Below are 19,057 nucleotides of genomic sequence, written 5' to 3' on the forward strand. Positions count from 1 at the left end.
GCCGGTTAGCCTGCGGTGGTGACCGTTCCCGACCGCGAGCAGGTGACGCGCACCTGGACCGAGCTGATCTCCGGCGCCGTCACCAGGGCCGCCGCACACGCCTGGGCCGTGCGGTGGGTGGAGGACGAGCCGGAGCGCGTCACCGATCCGATGACCGGAAGCGCGCTCCTGCACCTGCACGGCTTCGACCAGGCCTGCACCGCCGACGGCCTGGTCGGGCCCGGCGCGAGCACCGACTGGCTGCACAGCGAAGCGGACATCGCGGCCGCCTTCACCCGCTGGCAGACGGCCACCGCCGAGTACGACCGCGACCCGGCCGGATACCGAGCCAAGGCCCGGGAACGCGCGCTCGAACTGCTGCGCGAGGAACGCGCCGGCGGCGGCCAGGCGAGCTAGCCCGCCGCCGCCCTCCGGCCCCCGTTGTCCGTGAAGGCATCCTTACCGGCCATAAGAGCCGGTAAGGAGGCCTTCACGGACATGCGAGCGGGAGCGCCGAGGTCACGGTCACCACGTCGCCGGGCCGGCGACGTGGACCGGGGTGAAGACCACCGGCAGGCTCTCCAGGCCGCGCATCCACACCGATGGCCGCCACACCAGGTTCTCCGCCGGGACGGCCAGTTCCAGGTCCGGGAGGCGGTCCAGCAGCACCTCGACCGTCGTGCGGGCGATGACCTCGGCCACTTCCGGTGCGGGGTAAGGACATCCGTGCTCGCCGTGGCCGAAGGACATGTGCGCGTGGTTGCCCAGTGCGCCCGCCGCCGCGTCCGGACGGGCGTGCGGGTCGGCGTTGCCCGCCGCCAGGCCGAGGACCACCAGGTCACCCTGGCGGACGCGGACGCCGCTCAGCACCGTGTCGCGCGTGGCGAAGCGGCCGATGAAGTTCTGCGTGGGCGTGTCGTGCCACAGGACCTCGTTGAGGGCCTGGCCGACACTCCCCCGGCCGCCCGACAGCGTCATCGCGAAGCGGCTGTCGGTCAGCATCAGCCGGATCGTGTTGCCGATCCAGTTGGCCGTCGGCTGCTGGGCCGCGGCCGTCACCACCAGCAGGTCCTGGACGACCTCGTCGTCGGTCAGGTTCGCCGGGTCCTGCATCATGGCCGTGGGCACGTCCGCGCCCGGCTGCTGGTGCTTGACCGCCACCAGCCGCGCCATCGCCTCCTGGACCCGGCCGTACGCGGGCAGCGCCTCGGGGCCGACGTCCAGCGACAGGGCGACGTCCCGCACCAGCGCGGGGGCCTCCGAGTCGGGCATGCCGTACATCTTCGCGATCGCCAGCAGCGGCGCCTGCTGGGCGAACCGGGCGATCAGGTCGGCTTCGCCGGAACCCGCGAACTCGTCGATCAGCCGGTCCGCGATGCGCTCGCAGTGGGCGCTGAGGTCGAACTGGTCGACCGCCGACAACGCGTCGCCGATCGCGCCCGCCCGCCGCCGGTGTTCCGCGGCCTCGGTGAACATCACCGACGGGTTGTGCATCACGTACGGCAGCAGCGGCCAGTCGTCGGGGACGTTGCCCCACTGGTTCCAGCGGCGGCTGTCGCGGGCGAACAGCTGCGAGTCCTGGCACACCTGGTGGATCTCGCGGTAGCCGGTCAGCAGCCAGGCCGGGATGTCGCCGTCGAGCAGGACCGGGACGACACCGCCGTACTGGCGCCGGATCCGGGCGTAGAGCGCGGCGGGATCCTTCTGGAACTCGGGCCCGTACAACCGGACGCGGTCCGCCGCGGGGATCGTGTCCGCCGGGGTGCTGGTCTGGAAACCGGTCACGATGTGCCCTCCCGGACTGTGGACAGGGTGTAGAGGTGGTCGACGAGCGAGATCAGCACCTGCTTGGCCGAGTCCCGGTCGCGGGCGTCGCAGTCGACGAGCGGCACCTCGTCGGGCAGGTCGAGCGCGGCGCGGACGTCGTCGAGGCTGTGCTTCGGCGGCCCGAAGTTGTTGCGCGCCACGATGAACGGCGTCCCGTGGTGTTCCAGCCGGTCGATCGCGTACCAGGACTCGGCCAGCCGGCGGGCGTCCACCAGGACGACGGCGCCGAGGGTGCCGGCGAAGAGGCTGTCCCAGAGGAACCAGAACCGTTCCTGCCCCGGCGCGCCGAACAGGTAGAGCACCAGCTGCTCGTCGAGGCTGATCCGGCCGAAGTCGAACGCCACCGTGGTCGTCGTCTTGGCCTGCACCCCGCGGGTGTGGTCGACGCCGATCCCGGCCTGCGTCATCGTCTCTTCGGTGCTCAGCGGCCGGATCTCGCTGACCGACCGGACCATGGTCGTCTTCCCGACGCCGAAGCCGCCGACGATGACGATCTTCAGGCCGTCGGTCGCGGTGTCGGCCAGGGGCAGCCGTTCGTCTTGTTCAGAGATTGCGGAGTCCAACGAGCACCTTCTTGAGGAATTCCGAGTCGGAGGTCCGTCCCGCGGCCTGGGCCGACGACGGATGTCGGGCGGACACCTTGCCCATGGCCAGCAGGTCCGCGAGCAGAATCTTGATCACACTCACCGGTAGCGCCAGATCGGACGACAGCTCGACGACGGACGTCGGCTTCGCCGCGATCTCGAGGATCCTGACGTGCTCGGACTGCATGCCCGCCGACGGCTGCGACTCCCGGACGATCAACGTGACGAGATCGAGGTCGATGTCGTCCGCGCTGCTGCGTCCGCCCGTGACCGTGTAGAGCCGGTCCGGGTCCTCCCCGTCGAGCGCCGAGCGCGTCACGAAGCCGGGTGGTCAGCCGCCGTGAAGCGCGGCGGGGCGGTGAAGACCGAGCCGATCTGTTCCACCAGCTCGTCCATGTTGTGGCCGATCAGGCCCACGTCGGCGTCCTCCGTGGCGATCACGGCCAGGTGCGAGCCGACACCCGCCTCCACGATGAAGAGGATCCCGCCGTGGAACTCGGTCATCGAGTTCCGCACGCCGCCGGTGCCGTCGCCGAACTCGACCGACGCGCCGTGCGCCAGCGCCTGGACGCCGGCCGCGATCGCGGCCAGCTGGTCGGCGCGGTCGACGGTGAGGCCCTGGGTGTGGCAGAGCTTCAGGCCGTCACGGGACAACACGAGCGCGTGACACGCGCCGGCCGTGTTGCCGACGAGGTTCTCGAGGAGCCATTCGAGGCTCTTGTCCGAATCAGTCATCGAATCCGGGGACCGGGCTGGCGGGTCCCCTCGCTCCAATCTGGCGGGGTGTGGGTGTTCGGGGGGAGCGACGGGTCACGCGTCTTCGCCGGTGTCCGCCGGGGTGGCGGCGTGGCGCGACGGCGCGGCACTGCCGCTGCGCCGCTGCTGGAAGGCACCGAACCGGGAACCGGTGTCCCGCTCGGCCCGGGCGGTGCTCGGCGTGGGCGACGGCGGCCGGCGCGACGCGGCGGTCAGCGTCTGCCCGCGCGAGCGCCGCGGCAGCTCGGACGGCTCGGCCAGGTCGCCGGTGATCTCGTGGCTCGTGTCGTCGGCGGGCCCGGGCCACGCGACGGCGGCGGAATCGTCGGCCTCCGGCACCGTTTCCGGCCGGGGCTGCGTGATCAGCTGCGTCGGAATGCGCATGACAACACCGATCCCCCCACGCGAAGACGGCCGGAAGAAGACGTGCAGCTGGTGCTTGCGGGCCAGGCAGCCCACGACCGCCAGGCCGAGGCGCGTGCCCGACATCGAGGTCAGGTCGAGCGGCTGGTCGAGCGACACCGCGCGCTCGGCGCGGACGAGGGCCTGCGCCTTCATCCCGAGGCCGCCGTCTTCGATGGTGATGACCGCGCCGTTGTGCAGATCTTCGACATAAACGTGCACTTCTTCGGACGGCGCCGAGAACTTCGTCGCGTTGTCCATGAGTTCGGCGAGCGCGTGCATGACGTCTTCCGCGGCGTAACCGACGACGGCCACCCCGCTCGCGGAATGCACCCGGACCCGCTGATAAGCGCCGATGCGGCCGAGGGCGCCGCGCAGGATGCTCTCCATCCGGATCGGTTTCGTCCAGCGGCGGCCCGAGCGCGCGCCGGTGAGCACGGCGATGCTGTCGGCCAGCCGGCCCGCCTGCGCCGTGCTGTGGTCCACTTTCAGGAGGTCGCCGAGCATCGCGTCGGACGACCGGTTCTCCATCTCCCGCAGGTCCCCGAGGGTGCTGGTCGCCAGCGCCTGCAGCCGGCCCGCGGCGTTCGCGCAGGCGGCGGTCGCGGCCGCGCGCCGGCGTTCCCCGACGGCGATCTCGTCGACCACCAGCCGCAGGACGCGCTGGTGGAGTTCGTCGGCCGGGCGCGGGACCTCGGCGAGCACGCTGTCCGCGGGCGCGCCGCCGCGCAGCCGCCGGACCGCGTCGGGCACCGTCTGCTCCAGCAGCCGGGCCAGTTCACCGTCGCTGTAACGGACGAACTCGCGGGCCTGCTGGGCCTCGTCGAGCGCGGTCCGCGTCTGCCCCGTCGCGTGCGCGACCTGATCGGTGCGGCGCAGCGCGAAGAACACCGCGACGCACGCGACGATCCCGGTGAACGCGCCCGCGATGGCGATGACAATCCCCTGACCACCGGAAACCGACAGGGATATCCACGTCCAGATCGCCGCGGCGACGACCGCGGTGACGACCACCCCGATTACGGCCCGGCCGACTGACTCGCGTTCTTCCCGATGCTGTGCGGGCGGTCGTTCCGACATCGCTCCACTTCCTCGAGTCCGATTGGTGCCCGAACAGTACTCGGTTTGCCGACCGAGATCACGGGTCGGTTTCGGTGCGCCTACAACGGCGGCGACACTAACGCCGCCGTCGCGGGCCGGGCAGCGCGGGTCCCCGATTTTCCGGGCGATCCCCGGCCCTTACTCGAATTCCGCCGGATCCGCAAGGCTCGCGGCAGCCAATGCGTATCGGCGACATCTCCGGGAAAGGCGTGTCGGTGTCATGTCGACGTCATGTCGGGGCCGTGTCGGCGGGGTCACACACGCTCGGTGGCAATTCGCACCACCCTCACCGAAGGAGCACCCCATGCGCACTCCCGTCACGATCGTCGGCGCCGGACTCGGCGGCCTCATCCTGGCCCGGCTCCTGTCCCGGCACGGGATCCCGGTCACGGTCCACGAAGCGGAGGCGTCACCGACGGCCCGCGCCCAAGGCGGAATGCTCGACATCCACGACCACAACGGACAGCGCGCTCTCCGGGCGGCCGGCCTGATCGACGATTTCCGCGCCATCGTCCTGCCGGGCCGGGAAGCGATGCGGGTCGTCGAGACGGACGGGACCGTGCTGTACGACAAGGCCGACGACGGCACCGGCGGCAGTCCCGAAGCGCAGCGCGCCGCGTTGCGGCAGCTGCTGCTCGATTCGCTCCCGGCGGGCACCGTCCGGTGGGGGCACCGGGTCGACGGCGTGCGCGCCCTCGGCGAAGGCCGTCACGAAATCACCTTCGCCGACGGCACCACCGACGTGACGGACCTGCTCGTCGGCGCGGACGGCGCGTGGTCGCGGGTCCGGCCGCTGCTCACCGACGTCACGCCCGAATACGCCGGGAACGCGTCGATCGAGACTTTCCTGTTCGACGCCGACAACCGGCACCCCGGGGTCGCGAAAGCCGTCGGCGACGGGGCGTTGATGGTGTTCGACAAGAGCGCGAGCGGGAAGGTTTTCCTCGTGCACCGGGAAAGCGACGGGAACCTGCACGCTTACCTGTGGCTAGCCCGGTCGCTGGACTGGTTCGGCGAAATAGACTTCGCCGATCCCGCGGCGGCGACCGCGCGCATCGCGCGGGAAGTCGACGGCTGGGCCCCGGAACTGGCCGCGGTGATCACCGAAAGCGACACCGCCCCGGTCTACCGCCGCCACTACACGCTGCCGGTCGAGCACCGCTGGGCCCGGGTACCGGGAGTGACACTGCTCGGCGACGCCGCCCACCTGCAGCCCCCGAACGGCGAAGGCGCCAACCTGGCCCTCCAGGACGGCGCCGAACTGGGCGCGGCCATCGCCGCACACCACGGCGACATCGAGGCCGCACTGGCCGAGTACGAGGAGGCACTGTTCCCACGCAGCGCCGCATCGGCGGCCCAGGGCGTGGCGGACAACGCGATCCTGCTGGGCGACAACGCGGCCCTGAACCTGATCAACCTGGCGGAGAGGTTCGCCGAGTAGTCACCCGGGGTTCCGCGCGCGGCGGGGTGGGTGCTGCGCCGGGATGCGACGCGGATGCGCGGATCACGACACTCGGCCGCGCGACAGCGGACAGTCGCCGCGCGGCGCGGGAAGACCCGGCGAACCCGCAGCCCGGCCCGCGCGCGGCAGGTTAGGTGCTGCGCCGGGCGGGCACGGCTTCCGCTGACCGGCCGCGCGGACTCGGCGAGCCCGCGGCTCGGGCCCGCGCGCGGCGAATGGGTGATGATGGTGGCGTGCGGATCACGACTCTCGGCCCCCTGGCGGTGGACGGCCGGCCGGTGCGGGGTGATCGGCTGGCGGCCGTGATCCGGGAGCTGCTCGATGCCCGGGGCCGCACCGTTTCCACCACCGCGCTGGTCGACGCGGTCTGGCAGGGCGCACCTCCCGAGGACGCCACCGGTGCGGTGCAGGCCCTGGTCGGCCGGGTGCGGCGGCTCGGCGTGCCGGTGCGCACCGGGCCCGGCGGGTACCGGATCCCGGTCGATGAGGTGCAGCTCGACGCCGTCGCCGTCCGCGCGCTCGCCGATCGTGGCCGGCAGGCGCTGGCCGAAGGCGACGCGGGGCGCGCGCGGGACTGCGCCGACGAGGCGCGGGCGTTGTTCCCGGAAGTTCCGGAGCCGACCCGGCTCTTCGGCGACGTCGTGACGCTGCGGGCGGAAGCCGCCTTGGCCGGCGGCGGGCCGGTCGACGAGGCGGACCTGCGGCGACTGGTCGCCCGCGTCCCGCCCGACGAGCCGGCCGCCGCGCTGCTCGTGCGGGTCCTCGCGGCCCAGGGTCGCGACGCCGAAGCCTTCGACGTGGTCGAGCGGGTGCGCGGCGAACTCGTCGAGCGGTACGGCGCCGACCTGTCACCCGTGCTCGCCGACGCGCACCTGGCTCTGCTGCGCGGGCAGCTGACGGCGCGGCCGCACCGGGCCGGTGGGCTGCCGGCCGCCTGGCGCCGGGCGATGACGCCGTTGGTCGGGCGCGAGCCGGATCTCGTCGCCGTCAGACAGGCGCTGCTGGCGGCGCCGGTGGTGACCGTCGTCGCCACCGGCGGGGCCGGGAAGACCCGGCTGGCCGCCGAGATCGCCCGCTCCGCCGAGCCCGTGCGGGTGGTCGAGCTGGCCGGCCTGCGCTCGCCCGCCGAGGTGCTGCCCGCCGTGCTCGCGGTGCTGGGCGGCCCGGACACCCTGGCCCCGGACCGCCGTCCGCTCGGGCCCGACGAGCGGCTGCGGGCTCTCGGCGCCGGGCTCGACGGGCTGCTCGTGCTCGACAACTGCGAGCACGTCCTCGACGCCGTCGCGCACGTCGTGGCCGAGCTGCTGGCCGTGGCGCCGCCCGGGTTCGGCGTGCTCGCCACCAGCCGGGCGCCGCTGGGCCTGCTCGGCGAGGTCGTCCACCGGCTGCCGGCGCTGCCCGACGACGAGGCGCTCGCCCTGCTCGAAGCCCGCGTGCGGGCCGGCGGCGCGACGCCGGCCTGGCCGCGGGACCGGGCGCTGGCCCTCGCGCACCGGCTCGACAACCTGCCCCTGGCGCTCGAACTGGCCGCCGCCCGGCTGCGGTCCATGCCGCTCGACGACGTCCTGGCCGGGCTCGGCGACCGGTTCGCGCTGCTCGACGACGCCGTGCGCGGGCTGCCCGAACGGCACGCCGGCCTGGGGGCGCTGGTCGGCTGGAGCCGTGAGCTGCTCGAGCCCGGCGAGCGGGAGCTGCTGGAACGGCTGGCCGTCATCCCGGCGCCGTTCACCGCGGACCTCGCCGAGGCCGTCGCGGGCCCCGGCGCCCGCCGGGGGCTGGCGATCCTGGTCGAGCAGTCGCTGCTGCGGCTGGAGGACGACCGCTACCGGATGCTGGAGACGGTCCGCGAACACGGCGAGGCCCGCCTCGACGCGACCGGGCGCGCGGAGGCGATGGCCGGGCTGGTCGGCTGGGCCGGGCGGCGGGCCGTGTCGCTGGGGCCCGACTTCGTCGGTCCCGCCCAGATCGAGGCCCTGGACGCCTGCGCGGCCGACCAGGACAACTTCGTCGCCGCTCTGCGGTGGGCGTGGGACCACGACGACGAACCGGCCGCGGTCGACGTCGCCACGGCCCTGTTCCAGCTGTGGACGGTGCGCGGCCGGCACCTCGAAGCCAGCGCTTGGGCGCGCAGGCTGCTGCACCTCGACGACCCCGCCGCGCGGGCGCGGTCGGCGATCACGCGCGGCCGGGCCACTGCGCGTCCGCTGCCGCACGCCGACCGGCTCGCGTGGCTGTGCGTGCTGATCGGCGTCAACGCGGGCAACACCGGGCCGGTCCGCCTCACCGTGCTGGCCCGCCGCGCGCTGCGCACGCTGTTCGCGGAGCGCCCCGGCGACGTCTCACCGCGCACGGCCGCGCTGGCGGCGGCGATGCCCGGGCTGGAGCAGGCGGTCCCCGACAAGAGCCTGGCCGACGCCGCGATCCTCGTCGCGCACCCGGACCCGTACGTCCAGGGGATGGGTCACTTCATCCGGGCGGTCCTGGTCGAGGACGCCGGCACCCGGCGGTCCGGTGACGCCGAGCTGGCCTACCGCCGGTTCGAGGCGATCGGCGACCACTGGGGCATGGGGATGGCCGCCCACGCCGCCGGGCACACGACCGGGTCCGACGAGTGGCTGCGGCGCAGCGAGCGGCACCTGGCGCTGGTCGGCGCGGCCCAGGACGCCCGGTCGACGCGGGTGCTGCTCGACACGCAGCTGGCGCTGGCCGGCGACGCCGAGGCCGAGCGCCAGCTGCGGGAGACCGCCGGTTCGACTGGCCTCGACGTCCACCAGGCGCGGCTCGGCCTGGCCCAGCTGGCCTGGCGCCGCGGCCGGCCCGAGGAGGCCACGGCCCACGCGGACGCGCTGCTGCGGGCCGGCCCGCCGGCCGTCTTCCGGATCGCGGTCGCCGTCCTCCACGTGTGGCTCGGCGCCGGCGCCCGGGCCGCCGACACGCTGCGTGCCGTGCGCCCCGAAGTCCTGACCGCCCACGACCGCCCGCTGCTGGGCGCCTGGGCGATGGGCGGCGCCGAACTGGCCGCCACGACGACGCCGCGCAAGTCCGTGAATGCCACATCGAGGGACGTAGTGTCCGTGAATGTGGCATTCACGGACTTCCGGGGTGAGGCCGCGATCGCGCGTGAGCTGTGGGCCTTGGGCACCCGGGTGGGCGCGAACGCCAGCCAGTTCGCTCCGCAAGGCCGTGGCGAACGCCTCGCGACGGCGCTGGGCGACCGGGAAAGCCGCGAGCGGTTGCTGGCCGACGCCGGCGGGCTCACGGGAACCGCGCTGTACGGCCGCATCAGGGCGTTGATGGACGAGTTGCTCGCCGAGACCGCGCGAATCGAGAGGAACGCATGACCGCCCGGGGCCCCAGCCAGTCCGGGGCGCGGGGGTCGAGGTCGGCGTAGGAGGCGTCACCGAAGATGACGAACGGGGAGTGGTCGACCGGAATGGTGGCGGTGCGCACCTCGGCGGGGCTCCGCGCCGGGCGGCCGGCCGCCCGGAACATCGCCGAGGACGGCGATCCCGATGTCTTCCACGAGACCTGGCTGGTTCAGATCTGGCCGCACGCCTGAACAGCCGGCACCTCAGAAGAGGGACTGCTGCGCCGGTTCCTCCTCCGGTTGGCCCCGGCGGCCGTTGAGGGCGAACTTGTCCTCGATCGTCTCGTCCGGGTCCGGGAAGCCGTACTTCGCGATCAGCGGGCGGATCCGGGCCCCGATCTCGTGCCGGTAGGACGTCTCCGAACCGGACGAGTACAACCGCGTGTACTCCGAGACCAGTTCCGGGTGCGCGCCGCGCAGCCACGTGAAGAACACTTCCTTCACCGCGGACGACAGGTAAAGCGGGTGGTACAGCACGCTCGTCGCGCCCGCTTCGGACACCGCGGACACCAGTTCTTCCAGCTGCTCCGGCGAATCCGTGAGGTGCGGGAGGATCGGCGACAGGAACACCGTGCACTCGAGGCCCGCGTCGCGGATGGCGCGGACCGTCGCCAGGCGCGCCGTCGTGGTCGCCGTGCCGAACTCCACCGACTGCTGCAACTGTTCGTCCAGGATCGACAGCGAGACGCCCAGGTGCACCGTCGTCGCGCGGCTCGCCTTGGCCAGGAGGTCCAAGTCGCGGCGGATCATCGTGCCCTTGGTCAGGATCGAGAACGGGACGCGGTGGCCCGTCAGCGCGTCGATGATCCCGGGCATCAGCGCGTAGCGGCCCTCGGCGCGCTGGTAGACGTCGGTGTTGGTGCCGAAAGCCACGCGCGGCGGGAGTTTCCGCTTGCGGGCCAGCTCGCCCCGCAGCACCTCGACGATGTTCGTCTTGACGATGATCTCGTTGTCGAAGTCACCGGCGACGTCCAGCCCGAGCCGCGTGTGCGTGGGACGCGCGAAGCAGTACTGGCACGCGTGCGTGCAGCCGCGGTACGGGTTCATCGTGTACTCGCCCGGCAGCATGCGCGCGTCCGCCGGCACGTGGTTCAACGCGCTCTTCGCGAGCACCTCGTGGAACGTCACGCCCCGGAACTCCGGGGTCCGGACACTGCGCACGAACCCGGTCAGCCGGGCCAGGCCCGGCAGCGTCCCCGCGTCGACGCGGTCGGTGCGCTGGCCGTTCCAGCGCATCGAATCTTCGTTCACCGTCTCAGGTCTCCTCTTGCCGGGCGCTCAGCATGCCCGACCGCGCCGAGCCGGGCCAGGGCGCCTCACCCCACCGCCTCACCCCACTGGCCCGGCCCGGAGACCTGCCGCGGATCGGTGACGGAGTGGTAGGTGCCGTGCACGAACACGAGCGCGGGCGCCTGCCGGTCGTGGCCGGTGGCCAGGACTTCCCCGACGACGAGCGTGTGGTCGCCGAGGTCGATCGGCTGCCGCAGCGCGCACTCCAGCCAGCTCGCGCCGTCGAGCACGAGCGCCCCGGTCCGTTCCCCCGGAGTCGCTTCGAGAACCGCAATTTCGGAGACCCGCGAGGACCGCGGGCCGGCGAGGCGCCCGGCCAGCTCCCGCGCGCTCGCGGGCAGGATCGACACGACCCAGCGGCCGGTGTCGAGCAGGTCGGCGAGGAACACCGACTCCTTGCGGAAGGACAGGGAGATCAACGGCGGGTCGAGGGAGATCGAGCCCAGTGAGTTGACGGTGACGGCGTCGTGACGACGGCCGCCGGGGGTGTCGCGGTAGGTGGTGGCGACGCATACGCCGGTGGCGAAGGTGCGCATCACGCCACGCAGGTCGGGGGACATTCGGCTGCTCCCGGGGTACGGGCCGGCCCGCCGGAGCGGGCCGGCCGGTGGTCAGACTCCTTGCGGGGACCGGAAGAACCGGTCGGGGTCGTACCGCTGCTTGACCTCGGCGAGCCGGGCGGCGTTCGGCCCGTAGTAGGCGCCGCGCCAGTCCTCGAGGTCCGGGTCGGTGAAGTTGACGTAGGACGCGTCCGGCGCGAACTCCCCCGCCTCGGCGTGCAGGGCGTGGAGCCAGTCCAGGTTCGCCTGGACGACGCCCGGCGCGTCGTCCTCGGCCCACGACGTGTCGAGGCTGAGCAGGAACCGGGTGTCCCGGTGCGGGAACGCGGTGTCCCCCACCGGGACGCGGCCGATCGCGCCGCCCCACGCGAACAGCGCGGCGCCCGCGCCGTCGGGGTTGCCGCTGCCCGGCCACTTGTCGACGGCCCGGACGAGCGCCTCGACGCCGTCGTCGCCGATCGCGTGCGGGGTGCACCGGGTCCGGGCCGCGAACGCCCCGCCCTCGCTGGCGTGGTGCAGGTACGTCGCGGCTTCCCAGAAGTCCCGGTCCTCGATGTCGGCGCGGTCGGGGGCCGCGACGGCGAAGACGGGCGCCAGCAGCTCGCGCAGTTCCGCCGCCGGACCGAGGTGGTGGCCCACCACGGAGACGACGCCGTCGCCGCCCGACGACCGGGCGATGCCGATCCGCGCCGAGAACGCCTCGGGCGCGGCCAGCATGATCTCCTGCATCGTGGCCAGCACCTCGACCGCGTGCGGCCACGACCAGAGCAGCAGGCAGGTCGAGCCGGCCGGGGCCGGGCGCGCCTGGAACGTGAAGCTCGTGTTGACGCCGAAGTTGCCGCCCCCGCCGCCGCGGCAGGCCCAGAACAGGTCCGGGTTTTCGGTTTCCGACGCCGTGACGACCGTGCCGTCGGCGAGGACGACGTCGGTCGAGACCAGCGCGTCGCAGGTGATGCCGTGCGCGCGGGAGATCGTCGTGACGCCGCCGCCGAGGGTCAGGCCGCCGATGCCGACGGTGTCGGAGTTGCCGAGCGGGAAGGTCAGGTCCCACGGCCGCAGCCCGGCGTAGAGCGCCTTCATCTGCGTCCCGCCGCCAACGGTGACCCGCCCGGTGCCGCGGTCGACGCGGATCCCGGACAGCCGCCGCAGGTCGAGCACCAGCCCGGTGTTCGCGGAGAAGCCGGCGTAGCTGTGGCCGCCGCCGCGGGCCACCAGCGGGACTTCCGCCGTCCGGGCCCAATCGATCGCGCGGGCGACGTCGCCCGTGTGGGCGGCCGAGAGCACCGCCGCGGGGCGGGTGGCGGCGAACCGCCGGTTCACCGGCGCCGTGGCTTCACCGAAGCCGCGGTCGCCGGGGAGCCGGAGTTCGCCGTCCACCAGGCCGCGCAGGGTGTCCCACGCGGTCATCGCGCCGCTCCCGCGAGCTCGGCCGCGAGGACCTCCTCGAGGTAGGACACGCCCTTGGCGGCGTTGTCCCCGTGGCGCTCCCAGACTTCCCGCAGCACCAGGTGGCCGCCGTGCCACTGCGGGGTGTTGACGCTGTTGCCGGCGATGACCTCGCCGGTCACCAGGACCATCGTGTAGGCCAGCCGCAGCACGCCGGTCGGGCCGCAGACGCCGGTGACGGTGCCGCGCCGGACGTGGCCGCCCTCGAACGTGGCCCAGACCAGGTCGCCGTGCTGGTGGTACTCGGCGTACGTGCCGTCACCGCCGCCCAGCGCGCGGAACCGGCGGCCGTGGTAGTCGACGCTCATTCGTCCACGTCCAGGAGTCCGGCCGGCATCGCCAGCGTGGTGCCGACGGGCGGGGGCTCGATGTCCTCGGAACCCACCTCGACGAGCGAGGCCGCGTGCGCGAGCCGCTGCTCGCACGTGTCGCGGTCGGGTGCCTGGCACACGACGAACGAGTGGCGGGCGATGTAGCCGCCCGGCGGCAGCCGCAGCGTGGTGCCCGGCTCCGCCATCGGGGACGCGGTGACCAGCCCGGGTGCCTGGGCCGGCACGGAGATCGAGTGCAGGACGCAGTCGTGGTCCGGGTAGCCGAACCGGATGCCGGCGACGCCCTCACGGCTGTGCGAGACGTCCGGGCGCTGCCCGGTGGCGACGTCGAACAGCACGCTGCCCGGGTCGATGCCGGTCGCGGTCTTGCCGAGGAACGGGATGAGGTCGCCGCCGAGCCGGCCGTTGACCTCGATGATCACCGGGCCGGAGCGGGTCAGGCGGACCTCGGTGTGGGTGATCCCGTTCTCGATGCCGAGCACGTGGTGGGCCTTGGCCAGCACGCCCAGCAGTTCCTCGTCCTTCAGCAGCGGGTCGGCGGAGTCGACGACGTGGCCGGTCTCCTCGAAGAACGGCGGCATGCCGGTGCTCTTGCGGGCGATGAACATCGGCAGGTACTCGCCCTTGTGGACGGCGCCGTCGATGCTGATCTCCGGGCCGTCGGCGTAGCCCTCGATGATCGCGCCGCCGCGGTAGGGCTCGTCGCCGACGAGGCTGGCCTCGTGGGCGACGCGGTAGGCGGCGTCGAACTCGGCGTCGTCCCGGGCGAGGGAGACGCCCATGCTGGCGCCGAGCGCCCGCGGCTTGACGACCACCGGGAAGCCGATGCGGGCGACCGCCGCGCGGGCGTCGTCGAGGTCGGCGGCCAGGTGGAAGCCGGGCTGCGGCAGGCCGGCGGCGGTGAGCCGGACGCGGCAGCTGTGCTTGTCGCGGCAGCCGTGCACGCCGGGGATGCTCAGGCCCGGCACGCCGAACTCGGCCGCCAGCTCGGCCGCGGGCATGACCAGCGGCTCGTCCCAGCAGAGCACACCGGCGATCGTGTACTCGGTCGCCAGCTTGCGGGCGGTTTCGGCGAGCAGCGCGTGGTCGAAGACGTTGACGACGGTGATGTCGTCGAAGTACTCGTGCTGCCAGGTCGGGTTGAGGTTGTTGATCAGCACCAGCCGCAGCCCGTTTTCACGGGCCCGGTCGGACACGCTGCGGACGAGGTATTCGCGGTAGAGCTTGAGCCCGCTGCCGATGACGAGCAGCGCACCCGGGGCGGTCGAGGTCATGGAAGACGTTCCTCCGGTCGGAAAGTGTGCAGGGGAAAGGTGGTTGAGGCGACGGCGATCAGGCGAGCGTGCCGACGGCGGTGGCCTGGCCGGCCAGCTGCGCGACGACGGCGTCCGCGGCCAGCGGGGCCGTGCGGAAGCCGTCACCGCCGCTGGCCGGACGGGCCCACACCGCGGGCCCGACCTGGACGAAGCCGGTGTTGCCGTCGGCGGCCGTGGCGTAGTGGCAGTGCTTGACCCGCACCACGTCGTATCCGTCCACATCGGACACGACGCCGGCGGCGAGCACCCGCGCAGCCCAGCCCGCGTCGTCGTCGGGCCCGGACAGGGTGGTCACCTCGCGCCGCACGGCGTCGGTGCTCACCTTGAGCAGGGTGCCCGCCACCGAGGGCAGCAGCCACGCCCGCCCGTCGGTGCCGATCCCGCCCACCGTGGGCGTCGCCGCCCACGCGTGGGCGAGCGCGGCGGGCGGGCGCAGGTACACCATCGTCTGGCGGTGCAACGCCACCGGCCGGTCGACCAGCGCCCCGGTCCACGGGCCGGCGGCGACGAGCACGACGTCACCGGTCACCGTGGTGCCGTCGGCGAGCCGGACGCGGGCGCGGTCCGGGTCGATGCCGACGGCTTCCCGGCCGGGCCGCAGCTCGGCGTCGGGGTGGTGGCGCAGCCAGCGCGCCGCCGCGTGCAGCATCCGATCGGCCAGCAGCGTCCCGGCGTGCGGTTCGAGCACCGCGCCGCTGCCCCGCGGGAACCCGACGAGCGGGTACGCCGACGGGTGCACGATCCGGATCGGCACCCCCGCGGCCGACGCCGTGGCGACCGCCGCGGGCACCTGGCCGGGGGGCAGGGCCTGGAGGACCCCGACCCGCCGGTAGAGGCCGGCACCCGGCAGGTGGTCGCACAGCAGCGCGTCCAGCTCGCGCCAGTGGCGGTGCAGCTCCGCCGCCTGGCGCGTGGCGGCCGTGTCGCCGACGACGAGGGCCCGCAGCGCCCGGTGCTGGTCGAACGACGTGGCGCCCGGGTGCGGCACCGGGCCGCGCTCGAGCAGCACCACGCGGTGCCCGTCCAGGACGCACCGGATCGCGGTGAGCAGCCCGGAGATGCCGCCGCCGACCACCACGACCCGCAGGCCGCCGCGCCGGGAGCCACCGGTCCACGCCCAGTCGCCGCCCGGCGTGGCCGCGGCCACGCCGGGCCGGCCGGCGGAGTTCGCCGTCCGGTCCGCACCGGCCAGGACGACCTCCGCGACGTCCGGCACCACACCGGTCGCCGCCGGGCTTTCGCCCAGCAGTACCGCCGTGCCGCCGTTCCGGCCACCGCCGGTCACCGCCGGGCTCTCGCCCAGGACGACCGCGCTGCTCAGCCCACCCTGCCGGGTGCCGGCGCTCATCGCCCGGCCTCCGCCGGGCGCAGGCGGGGCAGGGCGGCCGGCGTGAACGAGTCCACGTCGGCCGGGGCCGCCCCGGCGTCCTCGCCGAGGACCGCCGCCGCCAGGTCGACCAGGATCGGCGCGGCGGCGCGCAGCAGCCGGTCGACCTCGAAGCAGAAGTCACCGGCGTCGGCGCCGGTCACCTCCCGGCGGTCGAGCCGGGCCAGCTGGTCGGTGATCGTCTCCGCCGCCCGGTTCAGGCTGAACCCGGCCAGCTCGTACGACGCCGCGAAGCGCTCGGCCATCCGGGCCGCGCCGCGGCGCGAGCGTTCCGACACCACCAGCGGACCGAGGCCGATCCACCGGTTCACCTTGTCGGCGACGCGGTTCCAGGGTTCGACCAGCCGGGTGCCGGTGACCCGCGCGAGCGCGTCCCGGCTGAAGCTGGTGCGCTGGTGCTCGGGGCTGGTCGCGGCCAGGTGGAACCGGATCAGGTCCCGCGGCACCTCGGCGGCCAGCTCCCGGCTCCACACCACGTGCCCGCGGCTGGTGGAGAACTTCCGGTGGTCCAGCTCGTAGAACTCGTTGGTGAGGTAGCGCGTCGGCAGGTCGTACTGGCCGTCGAAGGCCAGCAGCATCGCCGGGCCGGCGATCGCGAACGGGTAGATGTTGTCGAACCCGAGGAAGTACACGATCTCCGAGCCGGCCCCGGCGAGCCACAGCGCGTCCTCGGTGCCGGCCGCGACGCCCCGCTGCTCGGCCGCGAGCGCCGAGCAGTGCATGCTCCACGCCATCGGCTCGGCGTTGGGGTTGACGACCTGCCCCGCGACCTCCGGGAAGGGCACCTTGATGCCCCAGGAGATCGGGTAGGTCACCGGGAAGTCCGGCAGCGGCCGCGACAGCATCTGCGCCATCGCCTGCGCCATGTGCGGCCGCATCCCGGCGGCGTTCGCCGCGAAGTGCGCCCGCAGCTGTTCGCGGTAGCGCTCGACCGGCAGCACGAGGACGTCGGCCTCGCGCAGCACCACGGGGTCCTCGGGGTCCAAAGTGGACCGGACGCCGAGGAGCTCGCCCGCCGCCACCAGGGCCCCGCAGCTCTCGCAGAGCCCCGCGCAGCTTTCGGCGAGGCACTCCGGGCAGCCGCCGGCCGCGAAGCCGTCCAGCAGGAACTCGCCGGTCCGCTCGGAGTACGGGAACTTCATCGTGCGCAGTTCCAGCTTGCCCGCCGAGTGGAGCCGGCCGACGAAGTCGACGACCCACTTGGTGAACCGGTCGTCGTCGCCGGTGTAGCCGTCGACGCCGATGCCCAGCGCGGCCAGGCTGGCCTCGATCTGCGCGGCCGAGGTGGCCACCAGCTCCGCCGGGGTGACGCCGCGGTGGTGCGCGGTCGTCACGACGAACGTCGAGGTGTCCTGGAAACCGGTGCCCAGCAGGACTTCCCGGCCCTGGGCCCGGGCGTAGCGGGTGTGCACGTCCGCGGCCAGGAACGGGCCGGCGATGTGGCCGAGGTGCAGGTCCCCGTTCGCCGTCGGCGCCGGGGAGATGACCACGGTCCGCGTGTTCACGACACGCTCGCTTCGTGGCGGGCCGCGAACTGGGCCGTCATCTCGGCGTCCCACCAGACGCCGTAGTACTCGAAGTCCGCGTCGCCCTCGTTGGTGACGCAGTGGGTCGAGCCGGGCGGCAGCCGGACGATGTCGCCGGCGGTGAACGGGTGCGGCTCGCCGTCGACGATCAGGGTGGCCGCGCCGTGGACGGCGATGAAGATCTCGTACTCGTGGTGGGCGTGCGGGGTGGAGGTGGTGCCGGGGCGCAGGACGCACCAGGCGCCTTCGAACGGCGCGTTGAGCTCCGGCCAGGGCAGCAGCCGCTGCGAGTCGAGCCCGTACGCGCGCTCCAGGTGCTCGCGGTCGAGCCTGCGGACGTCGATCATGCCGCCACCACCACGGACTCGCCGGAGGTGCGGCGGCCACCGTCGGGACCCGTGCCCGTTTCGCGGCGGTCGACGATGTCACGGACGATGTCGGCCGAGCGCTGGGCGAGCACGCTGATCAGCGAGTCGGAGATGCCGTGCGTGGCCTCGTTGACGCCCTGCAGGTACAGCGCGCCGTGGGCCTCCCGACCGAGCTCGGCGCGGTACTGCCGGTTGACCGAGACGGTGTCCAGGCCGATCGAGTCGGCCAGGCCGCGGACCATCGCGGGCATCCGCGAGTCGAAGCCGGTGCCCAGGAACACCGCGTCGCAGCGGATCTGCTCGATGCCGCCGTGCTTGAGGTCGCGGACGTCGAGCACGACCTCTTCGCCGCCGCCCTCGACCTCCGCCGCGCGAGCCCCGACGACCTCGCTGAGCGCGCGGATCGTGGAGACCGGCAGGCCCTGCATCTTCTGCCGGTAGATCATCGTGTACAGCTCTTCGAGGAACGGCGCCGCGAGGCCGGCGTAGTTGGTCAGGTGCATCTCCTCCAGCACCCGCGCCCGCGCCTCGTCGGTCATCGTGAAGAACTCGTCCACGAAGGACGGGAAGAACAGCTCGTTGACGAACTTGCTGGTCTGGTAGTCCTTGAGGCCGATCGCGCGGACGAGCATCGTCGGGGACGAGCCCTTCGCGTGCTCGTGCAGGGCCATGAACATCTCGGCCGCGCTCTGCGCCCCGCCGACCACGACCGGCCGCAGCGGCTTGCCCGGGCGGGCTTGCGCCACCGTGTCGGCGACGCGGGTGCTGTACTCGGTGCTGTGCACGACCCGCTCGGCCGGCAGCCCGCGGAAGACCTCCGGGACGTGGGCGTCGCGGCCGCCGCCGACGATCAGGTCGCGGCAGAGGACCGTGTCGCCGTCGGACAGCGGGACGGTGAAGCCGAGCACCGCGCCCGACTCGGAGTGGATCGGCAGGATCCGCTCGGCGCGGGCGTTGTAGCGCACCCGGACGCGCTCGAGCGAGTCGGCGACCCACTGCAGATACGCCGAGACCTGCCAGCGGAACGGGTTGAAGGTGCCGAGGTTGACGAACTCGTCGAGCTCACCGCGCTCGTGCATGAAGTTGAGGAACGAGAACCGGCTGCGCGGGTTGCGCAGGGTGACCAGGTCCTTCACGTAGGACACCTGGCTGCGGGCCCACGGCAGCATCAGGTTGCGCTGCCACTTCACGTCTTCGTGCTGCTCCAGGATCATGGCGCCGCCGGCCAGATCGGACCGGCCGCACTCCTCGATGGCCACGGCCAGCGCGAGGTTCGCCGGGCCGGCCCCGATCATCAGGACATCCACCTCGTGGACGGTCATAACGTGCCTGCTTTCCATCTCGGGGTGCGGCG

The 19,057-nt window shown here is 73.5% G+C and carries 18 protein-coding genes; 4 read left to right on the plus strand and 14 right to left on the minus strand.

From position 1 onward, the window contains the following. The first annotated feature begins 18 nt into the window (after window positions 1-18). Window positions 19-396 (plus strand): hypothetical protein, encoded by a 378-nt coding sequence (locus OG570_RS43495; protein ID WP_326954544.1) that lies wholly within the window; start codon window positions 19-21, stop codon window positions 394-396. 108 nt (window positions 397-504) lie between these two features. Here OG570_RS43495 and OG570_RS43500 read toward each other — a convergent pair whose 3' ends face one another. From OG570_RS43500 to OG570_RS43520, 5 genes are all read right to left on the minus strand, one after another. After that, entirely contained in the window at window positions 505-1,764 is a 1,260-nt protein-coding gene (locus OG570_RS43500) for a cytochrome P450 (protein ID WP_326954545.1), read from the minus strand. Then, window positions 1,761-2,369, minus strand: coding sequence for a GTP-binding protein (locus tag OG570_RS43505; protein ID WP_442788231.1), 609 nt, complete (start codon window positions 2,367-2,369; stop codon window positions 1,761-1,763). Before OG570_RS43505 ends, OG570_RS43500 begins: the two co-directional genes overlap by 4 nt. After that, the gene (locus tag OG570_RS43510) at window positions 2,350-2,709 is read right to left on the minus strand and encodes a DUF742 domain-containing protein (RefSeq protein WP_326948061.1); all 360 of its coding nucleotides are present in this window, start codon (window positions 2,707-2,709) and stop codon (window positions 2,350-2,352) included. The genes OG570_RS43505 and OG570_RS43510 overlap by 20 nt, the downstream gene beginning before the upstream one ends. After that, window positions 2,706-3,125, minus strand: coding sequence for a roadblock/LC7 domain-containing protein (locus OG570_RS43515; protein ID WP_247049526.1), 420 nt, complete (start codon window positions 3,123-3,125; stop codon window positions 2,706-2,708). Before OG570_RS43515 ends, OG570_RS43510 begins: the two co-directional genes overlap by 4 nt. Window positions 3,126-3,200: 75 nt before the next feature. Beyond that, window positions 3,201-4,562 carry a sensor histidine kinase gene (locus OG570_RS43520; protein WP_326954546.1) on the minus strand — a complete coding sequence of 454 codons (1,362 nt, stop codon included), beginning with the start codon at window positions 4,560-4,562 and terminating at the stop codon, window positions 3,201-3,203. A 391-nt stretch (window positions 4,563-4,953) separates the two neighbouring features. Here OG570_RS43520 and OG570_RS43525 point away from each other — a divergent pair, with 391 nt between their 5' ends. From OG570_RS43525 to OG570_RS43535, 3 genes are all read left to right on the plus strand, one after another. Beyond that, window positions 4,954-6,090, plus strand: coding sequence for an FAD-dependent oxidoreductase (locus tag OG570_RS43525; protein ID WP_326954547.1), 1,137 nt, complete (start codon window positions 4,954-4,956; stop codon window positions 6,088-6,090). A 254-nt stretch (window positions 6,091-6,344) separates the two neighbouring features. Next, window positions 6,345-9,452 (plus strand): BTAD domain-containing putative transcriptional regulator, encoded by a 3,108-nt coding sequence (locus tag OG570_RS43530; protein ID WP_326954548.1) that lies wholly within the window; start codon window positions 6,345-6,347, stop codon window positions 9,450-9,452. Window positions 9,453-9,517: 65 nt separating this feature from the next. After that, window positions 9,518-9,670 carry a hypothetical protein gene (locus OG570_RS43535; RefSeq protein WP_326954549.1) on the plus strand — a complete coding sequence of 51 codons (153 nt, stop codon included), beginning with the start codon at window positions 9,518-9,520 and terminating at the stop codon, window positions 9,668-9,670. A gap of 12 nt (window positions 9,671-9,682) precedes the next feature. Here OG570_RS43535 and OG570_RS43540 read toward each other — a convergent pair whose 3' ends face one another. From OG570_RS43540 to OG570_RS43580, 9 genes are all read right to left on the minus strand, one after another. Further along, on the minus strand, window positions 9,683-10,729 hold the full coding sequence (locus tag OG570_RS43540) for a radical SAM protein (protein ID WP_326948055.1): 1,047 nt from the start codon (window positions 10,727-10,729) through the stop codon (window positions 9,683-9,685). Window positions 10,730-10,794: 65 nt separating this feature from the next. Then, window positions 10,795-11,328, minus strand: coding sequence for a flavin reductase family protein (locus OG570_RS43545; RefSeq protein ID WP_326954550.1), 534 nt, complete (start codon window positions 11,326-11,328; stop codon window positions 10,795-10,797). Window positions 11,329-11,379: 51 nt separating this feature from the next. Continuing rightward, the gene (locus OG570_RS43550) at window positions 11,380-12,735 is read right to left on the minus strand and encodes an FAD-binding oxidoreductase (RefSeq protein ID WP_326954551.1); all 1,356 of its coding nucleotides are present in this window, start codon (window positions 12,733-12,735) and stop codon (window positions 11,380-11,382) included. Continuing rightward, window positions 12,732-13,082 carry a hypothetical protein gene (locus tag OG570_RS43555; protein ID WP_326954552.1) on the minus strand — a complete coding sequence of 117 codons (351 nt, stop codon included), beginning with the start codon at window positions 13,080-13,082 and terminating at the stop codon, window positions 12,732-12,734. The genes OG570_RS43550 and OG570_RS43555 overlap by 4 nt, the downstream gene beginning before the upstream one ends. Beyond that, on the minus strand, window positions 13,079-14,380 hold the full coding sequence (locus OG570_RS43560) for an ATP-grasp domain-containing protein (RefSeq protein WP_326954553.1): 1,302 nt from the start codon (window positions 14,378-14,380) through the stop codon (window positions 13,079-13,081). Before OG570_RS43560 ends, OG570_RS43555 begins: the two co-directional genes overlap by 4 nt. Before the next feature lie 58 nt (window positions 14,381-14,438). Continuing rightward, window positions 14,439-15,770: an NAD(P)/FAD-dependent oxidoreductase gene (locus tag OG570_RS43565; RefSeq protein WP_326954554.1), complete on the minus strand. Its 1,332-nt coding sequence runs from the start codon at window positions 15,768-15,770 to the stop codon at window positions 14,439-14,441. Then, window positions 15,767-17,314: a class I tRNA ligase family protein gene (locus OG570_RS43570; protein ID WP_326954555.1), complete on the minus strand. Its 1,548-nt coding sequence runs from the start codon at window positions 17,312-17,314 to the stop codon at window positions 15,767-15,769. Before OG570_RS43570 ends, OG570_RS43565 begins: the two co-directional genes overlap by 4 nt. Beyond that, the gene (locus tag OG570_RS43575) at window positions 17,311-17,682 is read right to left on the minus strand and encodes a cupin domain-containing protein (protein WP_326948049.1); all 372 of its coding nucleotides are present in this window, start codon (window positions 17,680-17,682) and stop codon (window positions 17,311-17,313) included. Before OG570_RS43575 ends, OG570_RS43570 begins: the two co-directional genes overlap by 4 nt. After that, window positions 17,679-19,025, minus strand: coding sequence for a SidA/IucD/PvdA family monooxygenase (locus OG570_RS43580; RefSeq protein WP_326948048.1), 1,347 nt, complete (start codon window positions 19,023-19,025; stop codon window positions 17,679-17,681). Before OG570_RS43580 ends, OG570_RS43575 begins: the two co-directional genes overlap by 4 nt. Window positions 19,026-19,057: the final 32 nt, after the last annotated feature.

The organism is Amycolatopsis sp. NBC_01286, assembly GCF_035982555.1.
Lineage (GTDB): Bacteria > Actinomycetota > Actinomycetes > Mycobacteriales > Pseudonocardiaceae > Amycolatopsis.